Below are 17308 nucleotides of genomic sequence, written 5' to 3' on the forward strand. Positions count from 1 at the left end.
GGCGGCCGTCAGATATGCAAGATGAATTCGCGAACCAGCTTGCTGCCGAAATAGGCCAGCATCAGCAGGCAGAAACCGGCCAGCGTCCAGCGGATGGCCTTGTGGCCCCGCCAGCCCAGGCGGGTACGGCCCCACAGCAGCACGCTGAACACCACCCAGGCGACACAGGCCAGCAACGTCTTGTGCACCAGGTGCTGGGCGAACAGGTTGTCGAGGAACAGCCAGCCGGAGATCAACGAAAGCGACAGCAGGCACCAGCCGGCCCAGAGAAAGCCGAACAGCAGGCTTTCCATGGTTTGCAGCGGTGGGAAGTTGCGGATAAGCCCGGACGGGTGCTTGTTCTTCAACTGGCGGTCCTGCAGCAGCAACAGCAGTGACTGGAAAACCGCGATGGTGAACAGCCCATAGGCCAGGATCGACAACAGGATATGGGCGAGAATGCCCGGTTCTTCGTTTATCAGTGGCACCGTGCCGGGTGGTGCGAACTGCGCCAGCAACGCTGTCACCGCGCCCAGCGGGAACAGCAACAACAGCAGGTTTTCTACCGGTATGCGCAGGCAGGCCAGCAGGGTCAGGGTGATGACGGCCACGGCGATCAGGCTGGCGGCGCTGAAGAAGTCCAGGCTCAGGCCCAGCGGGGTGATCAACTGGAAGAACAGCGCGCCGGCCTGGGCCAGCACCGCGACGGCGCCCAGCAGGCCAAGCAGGCGCTTGTCGGCCTTGCGGCCCTGGGCCAGGTACGAGCCCTGGTAGATGGCCGCAGCTATATATAGGCCGGCAGCGATCAGGTTGGGGATGAGGCTGGGAGAGGAGACCATAAGTCCTGGTTGGCGAGCCTTAAAGAGACGGAGTTTGGCATAGATTCCGCTGCTCTAGGAAGACTGGTAGGCCGCGTCGCGGCATTCGCGGGTAAAGCCACCGAATATCTCCCAAGGTGTGCGCCGCCGCCGCACTTCGCTATAATCGCCGCCTTGCTGTGCCCGGCGGGTGTGTATTTCCCCTGGGCGCCTGACAAACCTCGGCTTTTACTGGGCCTGAAAGGATCACCATGTTCGAAAACCTGACCGACCGCCTGTCACAGACGCTGCGCCATGTCACCGGCAAGGCCAAGCTGACCGAAGACAACATCAAGGACACGCTGCGCGAAGTGCGCATGGCCCTGCTCGAGGCCGACGTTGCCCTGCCGGTGGTCAAGGATTTCGTCAACAGCGTCAAGGAACGTGCGGTCGGCACCGAAGTCTCGCGTAGCCTGACCCCGGGCCAGGCATTCGTGAAGATCGTCCAGGCCGAGCTGGAAAGCCTGATGGGCGCGGCCAACGAAGACCTCGCACTGAACGCCGCCCCGCCTGCCGTGGTGCTGATGGCCGGCCTGCAAGGCGCCGGTAAGACCACCACCGCCGGCAAGCTGGCGCGCTTCCTTAAAGAGCGCAAGAAAAAGAGCGTGATGGTGGTGTCCGCCGACGTTTATCGCCCGGCGGCGATCAAACAGCTGGAAACCCTGGCCAACGACATCGGTGTCACCTTCTTCCCGTCCGATATCAGCCAGAAGCCGGTGGCCATTGCCGAAGCGGCCATCCGTGAAGCCAAGCTGAAGTTCATCGACGTGGTCATCGTCGACACCGCCGGCCGTTTGCACATCGACGCCGACATGATGGACGAGATCAAGGCGCTGCACGCCGCGGTCAAGCCAATCGAGACGCTGTTCGTGGTCGACGCCATGACCGGCCAGGACGCCGCCAACACCGCCAAGGCCTTTGGCGAGGCGCTGCCGCTGACCGGTGTGGTACTGACCAAGGTCGACGGTGACGCCCGTGGTGGTGCTGCGCTGTCGGTGCGTGCCATCACCGGCAAGCCGATCAAGTTCATCGGTATGGGTGAGAAGACCGAGGCTCTCGAGCCGTTCCACCCCGATCGCGTCGCTTCGCGCATTCTCGGCATGGGTGACGTGCTCAGCCTGATCGAGCAGGCCGAGCAGACCATCGACAAGGCCAAGGCCGACAAGCTGGCCAAGAAGCTGAAGAAGGGCAAGGGCTTTGACCTCGAAGACTTCCGCGACCAGCTGCAACAAATGAAGAACATGGGCGGCCTCGGTGGCCTGATGGACAAGCTGCCGAGCATCGGCGGGGTCAACCTGTCGCAGATGGGCAACGCCCAGGGCGCCGCCGAGAAGCAGTTCAAACAGATGGAAGCGATCATCAACTCCATGACCCCGGCCGAGCGCCGTGACCCTGACCTGATCAGCGGTTCGCGCAAGCGCCGTATCGCCCTGGGTTCCGGTACCCAGGTGCAGGACATCGGCCGCTTGATCAAGCAGCACAAGCAGATGCAGAAGATGATGAAAAAATTCTCTGCCAAAGGCGGCATGGCCAAGATGATGCGCGGCCTGGGCGGGATGCTGCCAGGCGGCGGTATGCCGAAGCTGTAACTTATTCCGGGTGCCTGCCTTTCGTCGGGCTGGCGCCCAGAACCCCCGCTGTAGTGGGGTAACGGCCGCGGATTTCGCGGCACAACCGGCAAATCTGGACGGTAGGGCATGGCCTTGCCGAAAAAGTCATTTGCAAATGTCCGTGTATTCCCCGAGAATATGCGGCCTTTTGGGCACCCGTGTGCCTATTTGGCATTCAGATTTGCAGTACCAGCTGCTGTATCAACTGCAGCACCGACTATAGGAACGATGTTCACATGGTAACCATCCGTCTGGCCCGTGGCGGCTCGAAAAAGCGCCCATTCTACCACCTGACCGTGACCAACTCGCGTAACGCCCGTGATGGCCGTTTCGTTGAGCGCGTAGGTTTCTTCAACCCGATCGCTGCTGGCGCCGAAGTTAAACTGTCGGTCAACCAAGAGCGCGTCACCTACTGGCTGAGCCAGGGTGCACAGCCGTCTGAGCGTGTTGCTCAGCTGCTGAAGGAAGCTGCCAAGGCCGCTGCCTGAACAGTATGAACGCGACGCCAGAAAAGGCTGACGACCTGATCGTCGTTGGCAAGATTTTTTCGGTTCACGGCGTTCGCGGCGAGGTGAAGGTGTATTCCTTTACCGATCCGATTGAAAACCTGTTGGATTATCCGCGCTGGACGCTTCGGCACGAAGGCAAGGTAAAGCAGGTCGAGCTGGTCAGCGGTCGTGGCTCCCAAAAGGGCCTGGTCGTGAAGCTCAAAGGCCTCGAAGATCGCGATGAAGCCCGTCTTCTGAGCGGTTACGAAATCTGCATTGCGCGGAGCCTTTTGCCCAACCTGGCTGCCGACGAGTACTACTGGTACCAGTTGGTCGGTCTGAAGGTCATCAACCAGGACGAACACCTGTTCGGCAAGGTCGATCACCTGTTGGAGACCGGTGCGAACGATGTAATGGTGGTCAAACCCTGCGCAGGCAGCCTGGATGATCGCGAGCGTCTGTTGCCCTATACGGCGCAATGCGTGCTGGCAATCGACCTGGAAGCAGGCGTGATGCGGGTTGAGTGGGACGCGGACTTCTAAACGATGGGTAACCTTCGCGTAGACGTCATCACGTTGTTCCCCGAGATGTTCTCGGCCATCACGGAGTACGGCATTACCAGCCGCGCGGTGAAACAGGGGTTGCTTCAGGTAACTTGCTGGAACCCGCGGGACTACACCACAGATCGTCACCACACGGTAGATGATCGGCCGTTTGGCGGTGGTCCGGGCATGGTGATGAAAATCAAGCCTCTGGAAGATGCCCTGGTTAGCGCCAGGCAAGCGACCGGAGCTGCGGCAAAGGTGATCTACCTTTCGCCACAAGGCCGCAAGCTGACTCAGCAGGCGGTCAAAGGCCTGGCCGAACAGGAATCGTTGATCCTGATCGCCGGTCGTTATGAAGGCATCGACGAGCGCTTTATCGAGGCTCATGTCGATGAGGAGTGGTCGATTGGCGACTATGTGCTTTCCGGTGGCGAGCTGCCGGCCATGGTACTGATCGATGCGGTTACGCGGCTGCTGCCCGGAGCTTTAGGGCATGTGGACTCGGCGGAAGAAGATTCCTTCACCGACGGTCTGCTCGATTGCCCGCACTACACCCGACCTGAGGTGTATGCGGATCAGCGTGTTCCCGACGTGTTGCTAAGTGGCAACCATGCACATATCCGGCGTTGGAGGATGAAGCAGTCCCTTGGTAGGACCTTCGAACGACGCGCCGATCTTCTGGAAAGTCGCTCGCTTTCTGGAGAAGAGAAGAAGCTGCTCGAGGAATATCTCCGCGAGCGGGACGATAGTTAAACGTATCGATGGTGGATCACGTATCCATCTTAGGAGCACAGCATGACCAACAAGATCATCCAGCAGCTCGAAGCCGAGCAGATGAGCAAGGAAATCCCGACCTTCGCACCAGGCGACACCGTTGTCGTTCAGGTTAAAGTGAAGGAAGGTGAGCGTTCCCGTCTGCAGGCGTTCGAAGGCGTCGTTATCGCCAAGCGTAACCGCGGTCTGAACAGCGCCTTCACCGTGCGCAAGATCTCCAGCGGCGTTGGCGTAGAGCGTACCTTCCAGACCTACAGCCCGCAAATCGACAGCCTGGCCGTGAAACGTCGTGGTGACGTGCGTAAAGCCAAGCTGTACTACCTGCGCGACCTGTCCGGCAAAGCCGCTCGCATCAAGGAAAAACTGTCCTGAGTACAGTTTGCCCGGTGGCCGAGGCCGCCTAGCGAGAAAAAAGCAGCCTTCGGGCTGCTTTTTTGCGTTTTGAAACCCCGAAGATGTGATTGCCATGACTACCCGAGACCAGGAAATCCAGCGCCGCACCGAGCTGTCGGTGACCCGCGTGACCAAGGCGGTGTTCCCCAACACCACCAACCACCACAACACCCTGTTCGGCGGCACCGCACTGGCCTGGATGGACGAAGTGTCGTTCATCGCCGCCACGCGCTTCTGCCGCCTGCCGCTGGTGACCGTTTCTACCGACCGCATCGACTTCAAGCACCCGATCCCGGCGGGCTCGATCGTCGAGCTGGTGGGGACGGTGATCAAGGTCGGCAATACCAGCTTGCAGGTGCAGGTGGATGTGTTTGTCGAGAACATGTACCTGGACGGCCGTGAGCGGGCGATCCATGGGGTGTTCAGCTTCGTCGCCATCGACGAGGACAAGCGCCCGGTGCCCGTGCTGCCAAGCGCCTGAAGATCAGGGTTCTGGCGCTGGCTCGATCAACGCCACCAGGGTCCAGCCCGGTTGCGGCTGCAGCGGGTTGTCGGGGCTGGCTACATGCACCCAGCCATGGCCATCGCGGGCGAACAGCAGGAGTGCACGTTCGCCATGCAGTGCCTGGTAGGCATCCCAGCCAAAGCCTTCGGTGAGGTTGGTGCTGTACAACTCGGCGCCTTGATGCAGGCGGTTGGCCAGTTGCAGGTAGGTCATCGGGTTGGCCCCCAGCAGATGGCCACGATGCTCCTCGGCCGCCCGGTGCTTGTCGCTACGTTGTTTCTCCAGGCCGCTGGCCAGCACGAACAGCCGCCCGTGCCCGAAATCATGGCGAAACCTTGCGCAGGCCAGGGCATTGATTTCGCCAGCGGGAGAAAGGCCCAGCAAGTGCCCGAGGCCGACCAGGTCCAGGTGGGCATCGGCATGCTGCGAGGCGGGGTTGCCAAAATAGGTCGGAAGACCGTCCATGCGCGCAGCGCGGATGTTTTCCCAGCTGGAGTCCGTCAGCAACACCCGGCAGCCCAGCTGCTGCAGGGCTTTGGCGATGGCGCGGGCTGGTTCGTTGGCACCGACGATGAGAAACCCGCTGGGTGCTGGTTCGGCGACCTTGAGCAGGCGTGCCAGCGGCCTGGCCGTGGCGCTTTGCAGTACCACCGTGCCGATGATCACCGCGAAGGTCAGCGGCACCAGCAGCAGGGCGTCCTGGTGGCCGGCCTGGTGCAGGCGGATGGCAAAGATAGCGGAAACAGCGGCTGCGACGATGCCGCGGGGCGCAATCCAGGCCAGCAGTGCGCGCTCGCGCCAGCTGAGTGTCGAGCCCAGCGTGGACAGCCACACGTTGAGCGGGCGTGCCACCAGCTGGATCACCAGCAACAAGGCCAGCACCGCAGGGCCGAGGCCTAGCAGGGCATGCAGGTCAAGGCGCGCGGCGAGCAGGATGAACAGGCCGGAAATCAGCAGTACGCTGAGGTTTTCCTTGAAGTGCAGGATTTGTCGCACATCGACCCCGCGCATGTTGGCCAGCCACATGCCCATCACAGTCACCGCCAGCAGCCCGGATTCATGCATGATCTGGTTGGCGGCGATGAAAATGCCCAGTACCGCCGCCAGCGATGCGAGGTTGTGCAGGTACTCCGGTAGCCACTGCTCGCGCATGATCTGCCCCAGCAGCCACCCGCCGGCCGCGCCCAAGGCTGTGCCGCAAAAAATCACCCCGGCAAAAGTGGTCAGGCTCTGGCTCAGCCCGTTGCCATCGGCGCTGGCGATGATGAAGCTGTACACCACCACGGCGAGTAGCGCGCCGATGGGGTCGATCATGATCCCCTCCCAGCGCAGGATGTTGGCGATCGTCGACTTTGGCCGCACCACGCGAAGCATGGGTACGATCACCGTGGGCCCGGTCACTAGGGTCAGGGTGCCGAACAGAATCGACAGCGGCCAGTCGAACCCGAGTAGCCAGTGGGTCGCCAGGGCGATCACCAGCCAGGTGAGCAGGGCACCCACGGTGACCAGGCGATGCACCACGCTGCCGATCTCGCGCCACTGCGACAGGTGCAGGGTCAGGCTGCCTTCGAACAGGATCAGTGCCACTGCCAGCGACACCAGCGGCATCAGCAACGGGCCGAACAGTGCTTCGGGATCGAGCCAGCCCAGTGCCGGGCCGGCGATGATCCCGGCCAGCAGCAGAAACAGAATCGCCGGCAGTTTCAGGCGCCAGGCCAGCCATTGGCAGGCAAGCGCGGCGGCACCGATACCGCCGACGCTGAGAAGAATCTGCTGTTCGCTCATACGGGCTCCCTATGCCTGCAGTGTTATGAAAGACTAAGCGTCAATTCGCCGTTTGCCACCGAGTCTTCATGCCCGCCCTCGATCACCCCCTGATAGACCAGTTTCTCGACGCCCTGTGGCTTGAAAAAGGCCTGTCCGACAACACCCGAGTGTCCTACCGCAGTGACCTGGCCTTGTTCAATGGCTGGCTGCAGGAGCAGGCAGTGTCGCTGCCGGATGCCGGCCGCGAGCTTATCCTCGATCACCTGGCCTGGCGCCTCGACCAAGGCTACAAGCCGCGCTCCACGGCGCGCTTCCTGTCCGGCCTGCGTGGTTTTTTCCGCTACCTGCTGCGGGAAAGGCTGGTGGCCATCGACCCGACCTTGCAGGTCGACATGCCACAACTGGGCAAACCACTGCCCAAGTCACTCTCCGAAGCCGATGTCGAAGCCCTGCTGCAGGCACCGGACCTGGGCGAAGCCATCGGCCAGCGCGACCGTGCCATGCTCGAAGTGCTCTATGCCTGCGGCCTGCGCGTCACCGAGCTGGTCAGCCTGACCCTCGACCAGGTCAACCTGCGCCAGGGTGTGCTGCGGGTAATGGGCAAGGGCAGCAAGGAGCGCCTGGTGCCCATGGGTGAAGAGGCGGTGGTGTGGCTGGAACGCTACCAGCGCGATGGCCGCGCCGAACTGCTCAACGGCCGCCCCAGCGACGTGCTGTTCCCCAGCCTGAGAGGCGAGCAGATGACTCGCCAGACCTTCTGGCACCGCATCAAGCATCATGCCCGGGTTGCTGGCATCGACAAGCCGCTGTCGCCGCACACCTTGCGGCATGCCTTCGCCACCCACCTGCTCAACCACGGTGCCGACTTGCGTGTGGTGCAGATGCTGCTGGGCCACAGCGACCTGTCGACCACGCAGATCTATACCCACGTCGCCAAGGCCCGCCTGCAGCAGTTGCACGCCCAGCACCACCCGCGTGGATGAATGTTTTTCATGTTCCGCCGGCCGGTCCTTGCCAGCCCCTTCACCGGCAGCGTGATGTGGTAGGCTTGGGCGGTTTGCACCAAGGGCCGCACGGTCACCGCGTATTTTCCGCAGGTGGCGCCCTCCGGCCCCTGTCCGCCTTCAGGAGTTCCCATGCGCGTGACCCAGTTTTTCGCCGCCGCCGCTTTGGCGCTGGCCAGTACCTTTGCCGTCGCTGCGGCAACCGATAGCAACGCCGGTGCCGAGCAGGCCATCCGTAAATCGTTGCAGAACCTAGAGCTGGAAGTGCCCGTGGAAAGCGTGGCCAGCAGCCCCCTCAACGGCCTGTATGAAGTCAAGCTGCAGGGCGGTCGCGTGCTCTACGCCAGCGCCGACGGCCAGTTCGTGATGCAGGGTTACCTGTTCCAGATCCAGGACGGCAAGCCGGTCAACCTCACCGAGAAGACCGAACGTCAAGGCATCGCCAAGCTCATCAACGGCATTCCAGCCGCCGAGATGGTGGTTTATCCTGCCAAGGGCGAGACCAAGTCGCATATCACCGTGTTCACCGACACCACCTGCCCGTACTGCCACAAGCTGCATGCCGAAGTGCCCGAGCTGAACCGTCGCGGTATCGAAGTGCGCTATGTCGCGTTCCCGCGTCAGGGCCTCGGCTCGCCGGGTGACCAGCAGTTGCAGGCGGTGTGGTGCTCCAGCGACCGCCGTGGGGCGATGGACAAAATGGTCGAAGGTGAAGAAATCAAGGCCGCCAAGTGCACCAATCCTGTCAGCAAGCAGTTCCAGCTGGGCCAGTCGATCGGTGTCAATGGCACGCCGGCCATCGTCCTTGAAAGCGGCCAGGTCATTCCGGGCTACCAGCCGGCACCGCAAGTTGCCAAGCTGGCACTTGCCAAGTAATTCAATCAAGTACGCCGTCGTCATGGGGTGACGGCATGTTTCACGGTCGGCAAGCGTGTCGACCGTTCAATGGGGAGTTCACAGTGAAACCGGTCAAAGTAGGCATCTGTGGGTTGGGGACCGTCGGTGGCGGAACCTTCAATGTACTTCAGCGCAACGCCGAGGAGATTGCCCGCCGTGCCGGGCGCGGTATTGAAGTGGCACAGATCGCCATGCGCTCGCAGAACCCGAACTGCCAGATTACCGGTACCCCCATTACCGCTGACGTGTTCGAAGTTGCGAGCAACCCGGAGATCGACATTGTCATCGAGCTGATCGGTGGCTATACCATCGCCCGCGACCTGGTGCTCAAGGCCATCGAAAACGGCAAGCACGTGGTCACCGCCAACAAGGCGCTGATTGCCGTGCACGGCAACGAAATTTTCGCTAAAGCCCGCGAGAAGGGCGTCATTGTCGCCTTCGAAGCGGCTGTGGCCGGTGGCATCCCGGTCATCAAGGCTATCCGCGAAGGCCTGTCGGCCAACCGCATCAACTGGCTGGCCGGCATCATCAACGGCACCGGCAACTTCATCCTCACCGAAATGCGTGAGAAGGGCCGCGCCTTCCCGGACGTGCTCGCCGAAGCGCAGGCGCTGGGTTACGCCGAAGCCGACCCGACGTTCGACGTCGAAGGCATCGACGCCGCGCACAAGCTGACCATCCTGGCGTCCATCGCGTTCGGCATTCCGCTGCAATTCGACAAGGCCTACACCGAAGGCATCACCCAGCTGACCACGGCGGACGTGAACTACGCCGAGGCCCTGGGCTACCGCATCAAGCACCTGGGTGTTGCCCGTCGCACCGCCGAAGGTATCGAGCTGCGCGTGCACCCGACGCTGATCCCAGCCGACCGCCTGATCGCCAACGTCAACGGCGTGATGAACGCCGTCATGGTCAACGGTGACGCGGCCGGGTCTACCCTGTACTACGGCGCGGGCGCTGGTATGGAGCCCACCGCTTCGTCGGTGGTCGGCGACCTGGTCGACGTGGTCCGTGCCATGACCTCCGACCCGGAAAACCGCGTGCCGCACCTGGCCTTCCAGCCAGACTCGTTGTCGGCCCACCCGATCCTGCCGATTGAAGCCTGCGAAAGCGCCTACTACCTGCGCATTCAGGCCAAGGATCACCCGGGCGTACTGGCCCAGGTGGCCAGCATTCTCTCGGAGCGTGGCATCAACATCGAGTCGATCATGCAGAAGGAAGCCGAGGAGCAGGACGGCCTGGTGCCGATGATCCTGCTGACCCATGGTGTGGTCGAGCAGCGTATCAACGATGCCATCATCGCCCTGGAAGCCCTGCAGGACGTGGTCGGCAAGGTTGTGCGCATTCGCGTCGAACAGCTCAACTAACAAAATTAGTGCCGTCGGGCCGCCAGCGCGGCCCCGGCCCCAGCATCGAAGGTTTGCACCCATGCGCTATATCAGTACCCGCGGCCAGGCACCGGCCCTGAATTTCGAAGACGTGCTGCTGGCTGGCCTGGCCAGTGACGGCGGCTTGTACGTGCCGGAAAACCTGCCACGCTTCACCCAGGAAGAAATCGCCTCGTGGGCCGGTCTGCCGTACCACGAGCTGGCTTTCCGAGTGATGCGCCCGTTCGTCGAAGGCAGCATCGCCGACGCCGACTTCAAGAAGATCCTCGAAGAAACCTACGGCGAGTTCGCCCACGCGGCGGTCGCACCGCTGCGCCAGCTGAACAGCAACGAATGGGTGCTGGAGCTGTTCCACGGCCCGACCCTGGCGTTCAAGGACTTTGCCCTGCAGTTGCTCGGCCGTCTGCTCGACCACGTGCTGGCCAAGCGCAACGAGCGCGTGGTGATCGTCGGCGCCACCAGTGGTGACACCGGTTCTGCCGCCATCGAAGGCTGCCGCCGTTGCGACAACGTCGACATCTTCATCCTGCACCCGCACCAGCGCGTGTCGGAAGTGCAGCGTCGGCAGATGACCACCATCTTCGGCGACAACATCCACAACATCGCCATCGAAGGCAACTTCGACGACTGCCAGGAAATGGTCAAGGCCAGCTTCGCCGACCAGTCGTTCCTCAAGGGCACCCGCCTGGTAGCCGTCAACTCGATCAACTGGGCGCGGATCATGGCCCAGATCGTCTACTACTTCCACGCAGCGCTGCAGTTGGGCGGCCCGGCGCGCTCGGTGGCGTTCTCGGTACCGACTGGCAACTTCGGCGACATTTTCGCCGGCTACCTGGCGCGCAACATGGGCCTGCCGGTCAGCCAGCTGATCGTCGCCACCAACCGCAACGACATCCTGCACCGCTTCATGAGCGGCAACCAGTACGTCAAGGACACCCTGCACGCGACCTTGTCGCCGTCGATGGACATCATGGTCTCGTCCAACTTCGAGCGCCTGCTGTTCGACCTGCACGGCCGCAACGGGGGGGCGATTGCCGAGCTGATGGCCAACTTCAAGCAAGGTGGCGGCTTCAGCGTCGAGCAAGACCGCTGGACCGAAGCGCGCAAGCTGTTCGACTCGCTGGCTGTGAGCGACGAGCAAACCTGCGAGACCATTGCCGAAGTATTCGCCGCCACCGGTGAAGTGCTCGACCCGCATACCGCGATCGGCGTCAAGGCTGCCCGCGAGTGCCGCCGTAGCCTGGATACGCCGATGGTGGTGCTGGGCACCGCGCACCCGGTCAAGTTCCCGGAAGCGGTGGAGAAGGCCGGTGTGGGCAAGGCGCTGGAACTGCCGGCGCACCTCAGCGACCTGTTCAGCCGTGAAGAGCGTTGCACGGTGCTGGCCAATGACCTGAAAGCTGTACAGGGCTTTGTCAGCCAGCACGGCAACCGCGGCAAGCCGCTGTAACTGAGTGGGTTTGGGGGGCCGCTACGCGGCCCCAGCTTCTCGGACTTTTCCCACGATCGCCTCTGAAAAACCCTATTCAGCCTGCTGGGCGCAACGCCTAGATTAGCCGGTCCTCCCATCCGGAGCGGCTCATGCACCAGACCTACGTGTTGATCCACCAGGCACGCCCATCCCACCAGATCCTGCTGCACCAGGCGCTCAATAGCCAGGGTGTCTTCAACGTGCGCATCAGCGCGAGCACCGGTGACCTGGATGCCTGCCTCAGCGCTGAGCATCGCCCCGATTTGCTGATCCTCGACCACGCCATGCCAACGCGGGCCGGTCTTGCCTTGCTCGCCCAGCAACACAATGCGCGCGCATTGCTGTTCGTCGGCCAGCCCGCGCCCAATCGTCAAAACCTTGCCCAAGAGGCCAGAAAACGCGGCCTGTGGGTGCTCGCCGAGCTGCCCTGGCCGCTGTCGATGCCGGGCCTGCAGCACGCCCTGCAAACACTGCAGGTGCGCCCAGGGCGGTGTAGTAAAGCTGTCATGTCGGCCCCGCATGCTCACTGAGACAGCCGCAGTGTGACGAACTTTCTGCTGTGCCTGTTGGTCAGTTCCTTTAGATCCCACCACGCAGCGAGTGATCCGGATGGAAAGAATCTGCAGCCTGCTCAACGACGCCCTAGCCCCCTATCAGGCACACCTCGGCAGCGCCGATGCCAGTGGCAATCGCCAATTGACCGTTCATGACCACCTTGCCGGTATTACCTTGCGGCGCATGGTCAGCGAGCGACAGTTGCAGGAGCAACGCCTGCTGATCGATTTGGTGGATGGCTTGCACCGTGACTTGCAAATAGCAGAAGGGCGTTTGCAGCCGTGTGTGATTGCCGCATTGCAGCAGCGTCAGCAACCCCAGGGAACCTTTGCCTGAGTGGCTTATCAGACACAGTAGGGGCAGCCGGCCAGCGCTTTGCTCCGGCGCTGGCAGGGCTGTCACGGGAAGTCTCCAAGGACTTTCGCTTGGCCCCGGGCGTCTTCCCCAGCGTCCGGGGTTTCTTTTTGGGTTCTGCGCAGTCGCCTGTAGGCGCGGCTTTTTTTGGCGCGATGGGCTGCAACTACTGCGCTTCGAAGAAACGCTTGCTCTCTTCCAGGTAGTCTTCCTGCAACGCAGGGTCCAGCCAGCGCGCATACAGCGCCGGCAATACATCCTGGCGCAGCCTGGGTAACAGCTGATCGATATGCGCAATCGCTTCGCGCCCCAGAGGGTTGTCCGAGCAACCCACATGCAGAAACTGATAGCGTTCTACCCCCTGCACAGGATGAAACTGGTAATCAGCCAGTGAACCACCTTGTTGCTGGATGAGATAGCGCACCTCAGGCCAGTAGCCGAGCACCAGGCGCAAACGCCCCAGTTGTTGCATCTGCAGCAGGTTGGCAGTGGCGTCGTTGCCATAATGGCGGCTGAGCGCGGTGTCGGGCAACTGACGCAGAATGGCGTCGATCTGCGTGCCGTAACTGCGTTCTGCAACAATCCCCAGCTTCAGCGCGTTGTTGCTCAGCAAACCATGCAGGTCTACCTGCTGGCCGTCGAGGTAGGGCGCCATCAGCGCCTGGTTTTCCTTGCGCAGCACCAGCCCGCCGCTGACCACACCCAGCGACGGCATGGAAAAACGCACGTATTCGGCCCGTTCCGGGGTCCATAGCAGGGTCGGGTCGCAGGTGAAGCTGTTGCGGTCTTGCAGCATCTGAAGGCCGCGGGCGCGGTTGACCCGCAAAATGGTGTGGTCGTACTCGGGCATCTGCCCGATCAGCAGTGGCAACAACTGGTCGATCACCCCCTGGCCTTTTTCCGGGCCTTCGAAAATGGTGAACGGCGGCAGGTCGCGCACCAGCCAGAAGATGTGTTCCTTGGCACTGACAGGCTGTAGCAGCAGTGCGGGCAATAGCCCGCACAGCAGGACCAGGTGACGTAGGCAGCGGGCCGCGCGCATGAAACCGGGCAGCGCCAGAGTCAGACCGTGCCTGCTACGCGCAGGCTGGCGATGGCCGCCGCGTCATAGCCCAGGCTGGCGAGCAGTGCCTCGGTGTGCTCGCCAAGGGCCGGGCCGACCCATTCGCTGGAACCGGGGGTCTCCGACAACTTGGGCACAATGCCGGGCATGCGAAATGGCTTGCCATCCGGCAGCTTGGCCTGCAGGAACATCTCGCGTGCCAGGTACTGCGGGTCGTTGAACATGTCTTCGGCTGAATAGATACGGCTGGCCGGTACTTCGGCGGTGGTAAGCACCTGCATCAATTGCTCCAGCGGCAGGCTGTTGGCCCAGCGATCGATCACCCCGTACAACTCGTCACGACGCAGGTCGCGGCCGTCGTTGCTGGCCAGGGTCGGGTCGTCGGCCAGGTCGTCGCGGCCGATCGCTTGCATGAAGCGCTTGAAGATCGCATCGCCGTTGGCGCCGATCTGCACATGCTTGCCGTCGGCGCTGGTGTGGATGGAGGAGGGCGTAATGCCTGGCATGATGTTGCCGGTGCGTTCGCGGATAAAACCGAACACATCGAATTCCGGGACCATGCTTTCCATCATGGCAAAGATCGCTTCGTACAGCGCCACGTCCACCACCTGGCCCTGGCCGCCATTGACTTCCCGGTGGCGCAACGCCATTAGTGCGCCGATCACCCCCCACAGGGCGGCAATCGAATCACCGATGGAAATGCCCGTGCGCACCGGCGGGCGGTCGTCGAAACCGGTGATGTAGCGCAGGCCGCCCATCGACTCGCCCACCGCGCCGAAGCCCGGCTGGTCTTTCATCGGCCCGGTTTGGCCAAAGCCTGACAGGCGCACCATTACCAGGCGCGGGTTCAGCGCATGCAGTACATCCCAGCCCAGGCCAAGCTTTTCCAGCACGCCTGGGCGAAAGTTTTCGATCAGGATGTCGGCCTCGGCCAGCAGGCGCTTGAGAATCTCGCGCCCCTCGGGGTGCTTGAGGTTGAGGGTGAGCGACTGTTTGTTGCGGGCCTGCACGAACCACCATAGCGACGTGCCCTCGTACAGCTTGCGCCACTTGCGCAACGGGTCGCCGCCATCGGGCGATTCGACCTTGACCACCTCGGCGCCGAATTCGGCACAGATACGCGAGGCGAACGGCCCGGCGATCAAGGTGCCGAGTTCGACAACTTTAAGGCCGGCGAGGGGTTTGCTGGGCGTCGACATGGGGCATCCGTGGCAGTTGGGCAGTGCCGTGGTTTTATCACACGTCGGTTTCGCCGGGTACTGCTGCGGCGCATGGAAGGTGCGGATGGGGTAGACTGTGCCACTTTTCTTTTGCACGAAGCCCGTCGACCATGGCCCAGCCGTCCACCACCTACAAGTTCGAATTGAATCTCACCGACCTTGACCGCAACGTCTACGAAAGCGTCAAGCAGACCATCGCTCGCCACCCTTCGGAAACCGAAGAGCGTATGGCGGTTCGTCTGTTGGCGTATGCGCTCTGGTACAACGAGAACTTGTCGTTTGGCCGTGGCCTGTCGGATGTCGATGAGCCGGCGCTTTGGGAAAAGAGCCTGGACGATCGCGTGTTGCATTGGATCGAAGTGGGCCAGCCAGACGCCGACCGCCTGACCTGGTGCTCGCGCCGTACCGAACGCACCAGCCTGCTGGCCTACGGCAGCCTGCGGGTGTGGGAGGGCAAAGTGGTGAGCGCGGTCAAGAACCTGAAGAACCTGAGCATTGCCGCTGTACCGCAAGAGGTGCTGGAAACCTTGGCGACCGACATGCCGCGCAGCATCAAGTGGGACGTGATGATCAGCGAAGGCACGGTATTCGTCACCGACGACCGTGGCCAGCATGAGGTACAACTGCAGTGGCTGCTTGGTGAGCGTGGCTGAAGCAACCCATGCGCATCGAACCTCGCCCTCTGCCGCCGACCCTGCCATTTCTGGGTAATCTGCCACCTTTGCTCACCCGTCTGTACGCCGCGCGCGGCGTGCAGAGCGAGGCCGAGCTGGACAAAAGCCTGGCGCGCCTGCTGCCGTACCAGCAGCTAAAGGGCATCGAGGCCGGTGTCGACCTGCTGGTCGAGGCGCTCGACCAGCGCCAGCGTATCCTCATTGTTGGCGATTTCGATGCCGACGGTGCCACCGCAAGCACCGTAGGGGTGCTGGGCCTGCGCCTACTGGGTGCGGCCCATGTCGATTACCTGGTACCCAACCGCTTCGAGTATGGCTATGGCCTGACCCCGGAAATCGTCGAAGTGGCGCTGCAACGCCAGCCGCAACTGCTGATTACCGTGGACAATGGCATTTCCAGCGTCGAGGGTGTGGCGGCGGCCAAGGCCGCTGGGCTCAAGGTGCTGGTCACCGACCATCACCTGCCAGGCCAGCAGTTGCCCGACGCAGACGCCATCATCAACCCCAATCAGCCGGGCTGTACGTTCCCCAGCAAGTCGTTGGCCGGGGTAGGGGTGATCTTCTACGTGCTGATGGCCCTGCGCGCGCGACTGCGCAGCCTGGGCCGTTACGAGACGCAAGCACAGCCGAACATAGGCGAACTGCTCGACCTGGTCGCGTTGGGCAGCGTTGCCGACGTGGTGCCGCTGGATGCCAACAACCGCATCCTGGTGCACCAGGGCCTCGAGCGCATCCGCGCCGGTCGTGCCCGGCCAGGGCTGAAGGCGATTCTCGAAGTGGCCCGCCGCGATCACCGGCGTATCACCTCGACTGACCTGGGTTTCATCCTCGGCCCACGGCTGAACGCCGCCGGTCGCCTGGACGACATGAGCCTGGGCATTGAATGCCTGCTGTGCGAAGACGCGGCACTGGCCCAGGACATGGCCCAGCAGCTAGACGACCTGAACCAGGACCGCAAGTCCATCGAGCAGGGGATGCAACGCGAAGCCCTGGCCCAGCTCAAGGACCTGCCGGTCGAGTCGATGCCGTATGGTCTGTGTTTGTTCGATGCCGACTGGCACCAGGGTGTAATCGGTATTTTGGCGTCGCGCCTTAAAGAGCGTTATCACCGTCCAACCATTGCCTTTGCCGATGCCGGCGAAGGCATGCTGAAAGGCTCGGCGCGTTCGGTACCAGGGTTCCATATCCGCGACGCGCTGGATGCCGTAGCGGCCCGCCACCCGCAACTGATCAGCAAATTCGGCGGCCACGCCATGGCGGCGGGGTTGTCGTTGTCTGAAGGCAATTTCCAGGCGTTTGCCGAGGCGTTCGACGAAGAAGTGCGGCGCCAGCTGCGCGAGGAAGACCTGACAGGCCGGCTGTTGTCTGATGGCAGCCTGGCCGTGGAGGAATTCCACCTCGACCTGGCCAAGGCCTTGCGCCATGCCGGGCCGTGGGGCCAGCATTTCCCCGAGCCGCTGTTTCACGGCGTGTTCCAACTGGTGGAGCAGCGCGTGGTGGGCGAGCGGCACCTGAAGGTGGTGCTCAAGAGCGAGTGTGGTTCGGTGCGACTGGATGGCATCGCCTTCGGCGTTGACCGCGAAGTGTGGCCGAACCCGACCGTGCGCTGGGTCGAACTGGCGTACAAGCTGGATGTGAACGAGTTTCGTGGCAATGAAAGTGTGCAGTTGATGATTGCCCACATGGAGCCACGCTGAGCCCAACGCTCCCAGAGGGCCGGCGGCTGGTTCAGGGCTTGCGCAGTACCTGTGGGAGCGGGTTTAC

Annotated in this window: 18 protein-coding genes; 14 read left to right on the forward strand and 4 right to left on the reverse strand. The window is 62.6% G+C overall.

What is annotated here, in order from left to right; translation table 11 throughout:
- Positions 1-8: 8 nt before the first annotated feature.
- Positions 9-818: a cytochrome C assembly family protein gene (locus ACNQP3_RS05440; RefSeq protein WP_012270757.1), complete on the reverse strand. Its 810-nt coding sequence runs from the start codon at positions 816-818 to the stop codon at positions 9-11.
- 230 nt (positions 819-1048) lie between these two features.
- Between ACNQP3_RS05440 and ffh the strand changes: the two genes are divergently transcribed.
- From ffh to ACNQP3_RS05470, 6 genes are all read left to right on the forward strand, one after another.
- Positions 1049-2425 carry a signal recognition particle protein gene (gene ffh, locus ACNQP3_RS05445; protein WP_012270758.1) on the forward strand — a complete coding sequence of 459 codons (1377 nt, stop codon included), beginning with the start codon at positions 1049-1051 and terminating at the stop codon, positions 2423-2425.
- A gap of 257 nt (positions 2426-2682) precedes the next feature.
- On the forward strand, positions 2683-2934 hold the full coding sequence (rpsP, locus tag ACNQP3_RS05450; RefSeq protein ID WP_003252142.1) for a 30S ribosomal protein S16: 252 nt from the start codon (positions 2683-2685) through the stop codon (positions 2932-2934).
- Between the two features lie 5 nt (positions 2935-2939).
- Positions 2940-3476 (forward strand): ribosome maturation factor RimM, encoded by a 537-nt coding sequence (gene rimM, locus ACNQP3_RS05455; protein ID WP_012270759.1) that lies wholly within the window; start codon positions 2940-2942, stop codon positions 3474-3476.
- A 3-nt stretch (positions 3477-3479) separates the two neighbouring features.
- Positions 3480-4232, forward strand: a complete 753-nt coding sequence (gene trmD / locus ACNQP3_RS05460; protein ID WP_003252146.1) for a tRNA (guanosine(37)-N1)-methyltransferase TrmD — start codon at positions 3480-3482, stop codon at positions 4230-4232.
- A 42-nt stretch (positions 4233-4274) separates the two neighbouring features.
- Positions 4275-4625 (forward strand): 50S ribosomal protein L19, encoded by a 351-nt coding sequence (gene rplS / locus ACNQP3_RS05465; RefSeq protein ID WP_003252148.1) that lies wholly within the window; start codon positions 4275-4277, stop codon positions 4623-4625.
- Positions 4626-4719: 94 nt separating this feature from the next.
- A complete protein-coding gene (locus tag ACNQP3_RS05470; RefSeq protein WP_012270761.1) occupies positions 4720-5127 on the forward strand; it encodes an acyl-CoA thioesterase in 408 nt (135 codons plus the stop codon).
- Between the two features lie 3 nt (positions 5128-5130).
- Here ACNQP3_RS05470 and ACNQP3_RS05475 read toward each other — a convergent pair whose 3' ends face one another.
- Positions 5131-6936, reverse strand: a complete 1806-nt coding sequence (locus ACNQP3_RS05475) for a cation:proton antiporter (RefSeq protein WP_060492697.1) — start codon at positions 6934-6936, stop codon at positions 5131-5133.
- A 68-nt stretch (positions 6937-7004) separates the two neighbouring features.
- On the opposite strand from ACNQP3_RS05475, the gene xerD reads away from it, so the two are divergent.
- The 6 genes from xerD to ACNQP3_RS05505 all read left to right on the forward strand — a co-directional run bounded on the left by xerD (position 7005) and on the right by ACNQP3_RS05505 (position 12569).
- Positions 7005-7901 (forward strand): site-specific tyrosine recombinase XerD, encoded by an 897-nt coding sequence (xerD, locus tag ACNQP3_RS05480; RefSeq protein WP_012270763.1) that lies wholly within the window; start codon positions 7005-7007, stop codon positions 7899-7901.
- 153 nt (positions 7902-8054) lie between these two features.
- Positions 8055-8798, forward strand: a complete 744-nt coding sequence (locus tag ACNQP3_RS05485) for a thioredoxin fold domain-containing protein (RefSeq protein WP_012270764.1) — start codon at positions 8055-8057, stop codon at positions 8796-8798.
- 83 nt (positions 8799-8881) lie between these two features.
- Positions 8882-10186 carry a homoserine dehydrogenase gene (locus ACNQP3_RS05490; protein WP_012270765.1) on the forward strand — a complete coding sequence of 435 codons (1305 nt, stop codon included), beginning with the start codon at positions 8882-8884 and terminating at the stop codon, positions 10184-10186.
- Positions 10187-10247: 61 nt separating this feature from the next.
- Positions 10248-11657 carry a threonine synthase gene (gene thrC / locus ACNQP3_RS05495; protein ID WP_012270766.1) on the forward strand — a complete coding sequence of 470 codons (1410 nt, stop codon included), beginning with the start codon at positions 10248-10250 and terminating at the stop codon, positions 11655-11657.
- 131 nt (positions 11658-11788) lie between these two features.
- The gene (locus ACNQP3_RS05500; RefSeq protein WP_264316864.1) at positions 11789-12208 is read left to right on the forward strand and encodes a response regulator; all 420 of its coding nucleotides are present in this window, start codon (positions 11789-11791) and stop codon (positions 12206-12208) included.
- A gap of 79 nt (positions 12209-12287) precedes the next feature.
- Positions 12288-12569 (forward strand): DUF3509 domain-containing protein, encoded by a 282-nt coding sequence (locus tag ACNQP3_RS05505; protein WP_264316865.1) that lies wholly within the window; start codon positions 12288-12290, stop codon positions 12567-12569.
- Between the two features lie 184 nt (positions 12570-12753).
- Here ACNQP3_RS05505 and ACNQP3_RS05510 read toward each other — a convergent pair whose 3' ends face one another.
- Together ACNQP3_RS05510 and ACNQP3_RS05515 are read right to left on the reverse strand one after the other, a co-directional pair.
- On the reverse strand, positions 12754-13629 hold the full coding sequence (locus ACNQP3_RS05510; RefSeq protein ID WP_012270769.1) for a TIGR02285 family protein: 876 nt from the start codon (positions 13627-13629) through the stop codon (positions 12754-12756).
- A gap of 20 nt (positions 13630-13649) precedes the next feature.
- Entirely contained in the window at positions 13650-14849 is a 1200-nt protein-coding gene (locus tag ACNQP3_RS05515; protein ID WP_012270770.1) for a CaiB/BaiF CoA transferase family protein, read from the reverse strand.
- Between the two features lie 131 nt (positions 14850-14980).
- On the opposite strand from ACNQP3_RS05515, the gene ACNQP3_RS05520 reads away from it, so the two are divergent.
- Positions 14981-15523 (forward strand): YaeQ family protein, encoded by a 543-nt coding sequence (locus tag ACNQP3_RS05520; protein WP_003252169.1) that lies wholly within the window; start codon positions 14981-14983, stop codon positions 15521-15523.
- Between the two features lie 8 nt (positions 15524-15531).
- A complete protein-coding gene (gene recJ / locus ACNQP3_RS05525; RefSeq protein WP_264316866.1) occupies positions 15532-17241 on the forward strand; it encodes a single-stranded-DNA-specific exonuclease RecJ in 1710 nt (569 codons plus the stop codon).
- Positions 17242-17308: the final 67 nt, after the last annotated feature.

The sequence above is a fragment of the Pseudomonas sp. LFS074 genome (assembly GCF_047978165.1).
Classification (GTDB): domain Bacteria; phylum Pseudomonadota; class Gammaproteobacteria; order Pseudomonadales; family Pseudomonadaceae; genus Aquipseudomonas; species Aquipseudomonas putida_P.

What these genes read in the sequence shown, in the direction of transcription:
- ACNQP3_RS05475 (WP_060492697.1), bottom strand. Translation starts at nt 6,936, where the DNA reads ATGAGCGAACAGCAGATTCTTCTCAGCGTCGGCGGTATCGGTGCCGCC.
- ffh (WP_012270758.1), top strand. Translation starts at nt 1,049, where the DNA reads ATGTTCGAAAACCTGACCGACCGCCTGTCACAGACGCTGCGCCATGTC.
- trmD (WP_003252146.1), top strand. Translation starts at nt 3,480, where the DNA reads ATGGGTAACCTTCGCGTAGACGTCATCACGTTGTTCCCCGAGATGTTC.
- ACNQP3_RS05520 (WP_003252169.1), top strand. Translation starts at nt 14,981, where the DNA reads ATGGCCCAGCCGTCCACCACCTACAAGTTCGAATTGAATCTCACCGAC.
- ACNQP3_RS05485 (WP_012270764.1), top strand. Translation starts at nt 8,055, where the DNA reads ATGCGCGTGACCCAGTTTTTCGCCGCCGCCGCTTTGGCGCTGGCCAGT.
- ACNQP3_RS05470 (WP_012270761.1), top strand. Translation starts at nt 4,720, where the DNA reads ATGACTACCCGAGACCAGGAAATCCAGCGCCGCACCGAGCTGTCGGTG.
- rpsP (WP_003252142.1), top strand. Translation starts at nt 2,683, where the DNA reads ATGGTAACCATCCGTCTGGCCCGTGGCGGCTCGAAAAAGCGCCCATTC.
- ACNQP3_RS05505 (WP_264316865.1), top strand. Translation starts at nt 12,288, where the DNA reads ATGGAAAGAATCTGCAGCCTGCTCAACGACGCCCTAGCCCCCTATCAG.
- rplS (WP_003252148.1), top strand. Translation starts at nt 4,275, where the DNA reads ATGACCAACAAGATCATCCAGCAGCTCGAAGCCGAGCAGATGAGCAAG.
- ACNQP3_RS05440 (WP_012270757.1), bottom strand. Translation starts at nt 818, where the DNA reads ATGGTCTCCTCTCCCAGCCTCATCCCCAACCTGATCGCTGCCGGCCTA.
- recJ (WP_264316866.1), top strand. Translation starts at nt 15,532, where the DNA reads ATGCGCATCGAACCTCGCCCTCTGCCGCCGACCCTGCCATTTCTGGGT.
- ACNQP3_RS05515 (WP_012270770.1), bottom strand. Translation starts at nt 14,849, where the DNA reads ATGTCGACGCCCAGCAAACCCCTCGCCGGCCTTAAAGTTGTCGAACTC.
- xerD (WP_012270763.1), top strand. Translation starts at nt 7,005, where the DNA reads ATGCCCGCCCTCGATCACCCCCTGATAGACCAGTTTCTCGACGCCCTG.
- thrC (WP_012270766.1), top strand. Translation starts at nt 10,248, where the DNA reads ATGCGCTATATCAGTACCCGCGGCCAGGCACCGGCCCTGAATTTCGAA.
- ACNQP3_RS05510 (WP_012270769.1), bottom strand. Translation starts at nt 13,629, where the DNA reads ATGCGCGCGGCCCGCTGCCTACGTCACCTGGTCCTGCTGTGCGGGCTA.
- rimM (WP_012270759.1), top strand. Translation starts at nt 2,940, where the DNA reads ATGAACGCGACGCCAGAAAAGGCTGACGACCTGATCGTCGTTGGCAAG.
- ACNQP3_RS05500 (WP_264316864.1), top strand. Translation starts at nt 11,789, where the DNA reads ATGCACCAGACCTACGTGTTGATCCACCAGGCACGCCCATCCCACCAG.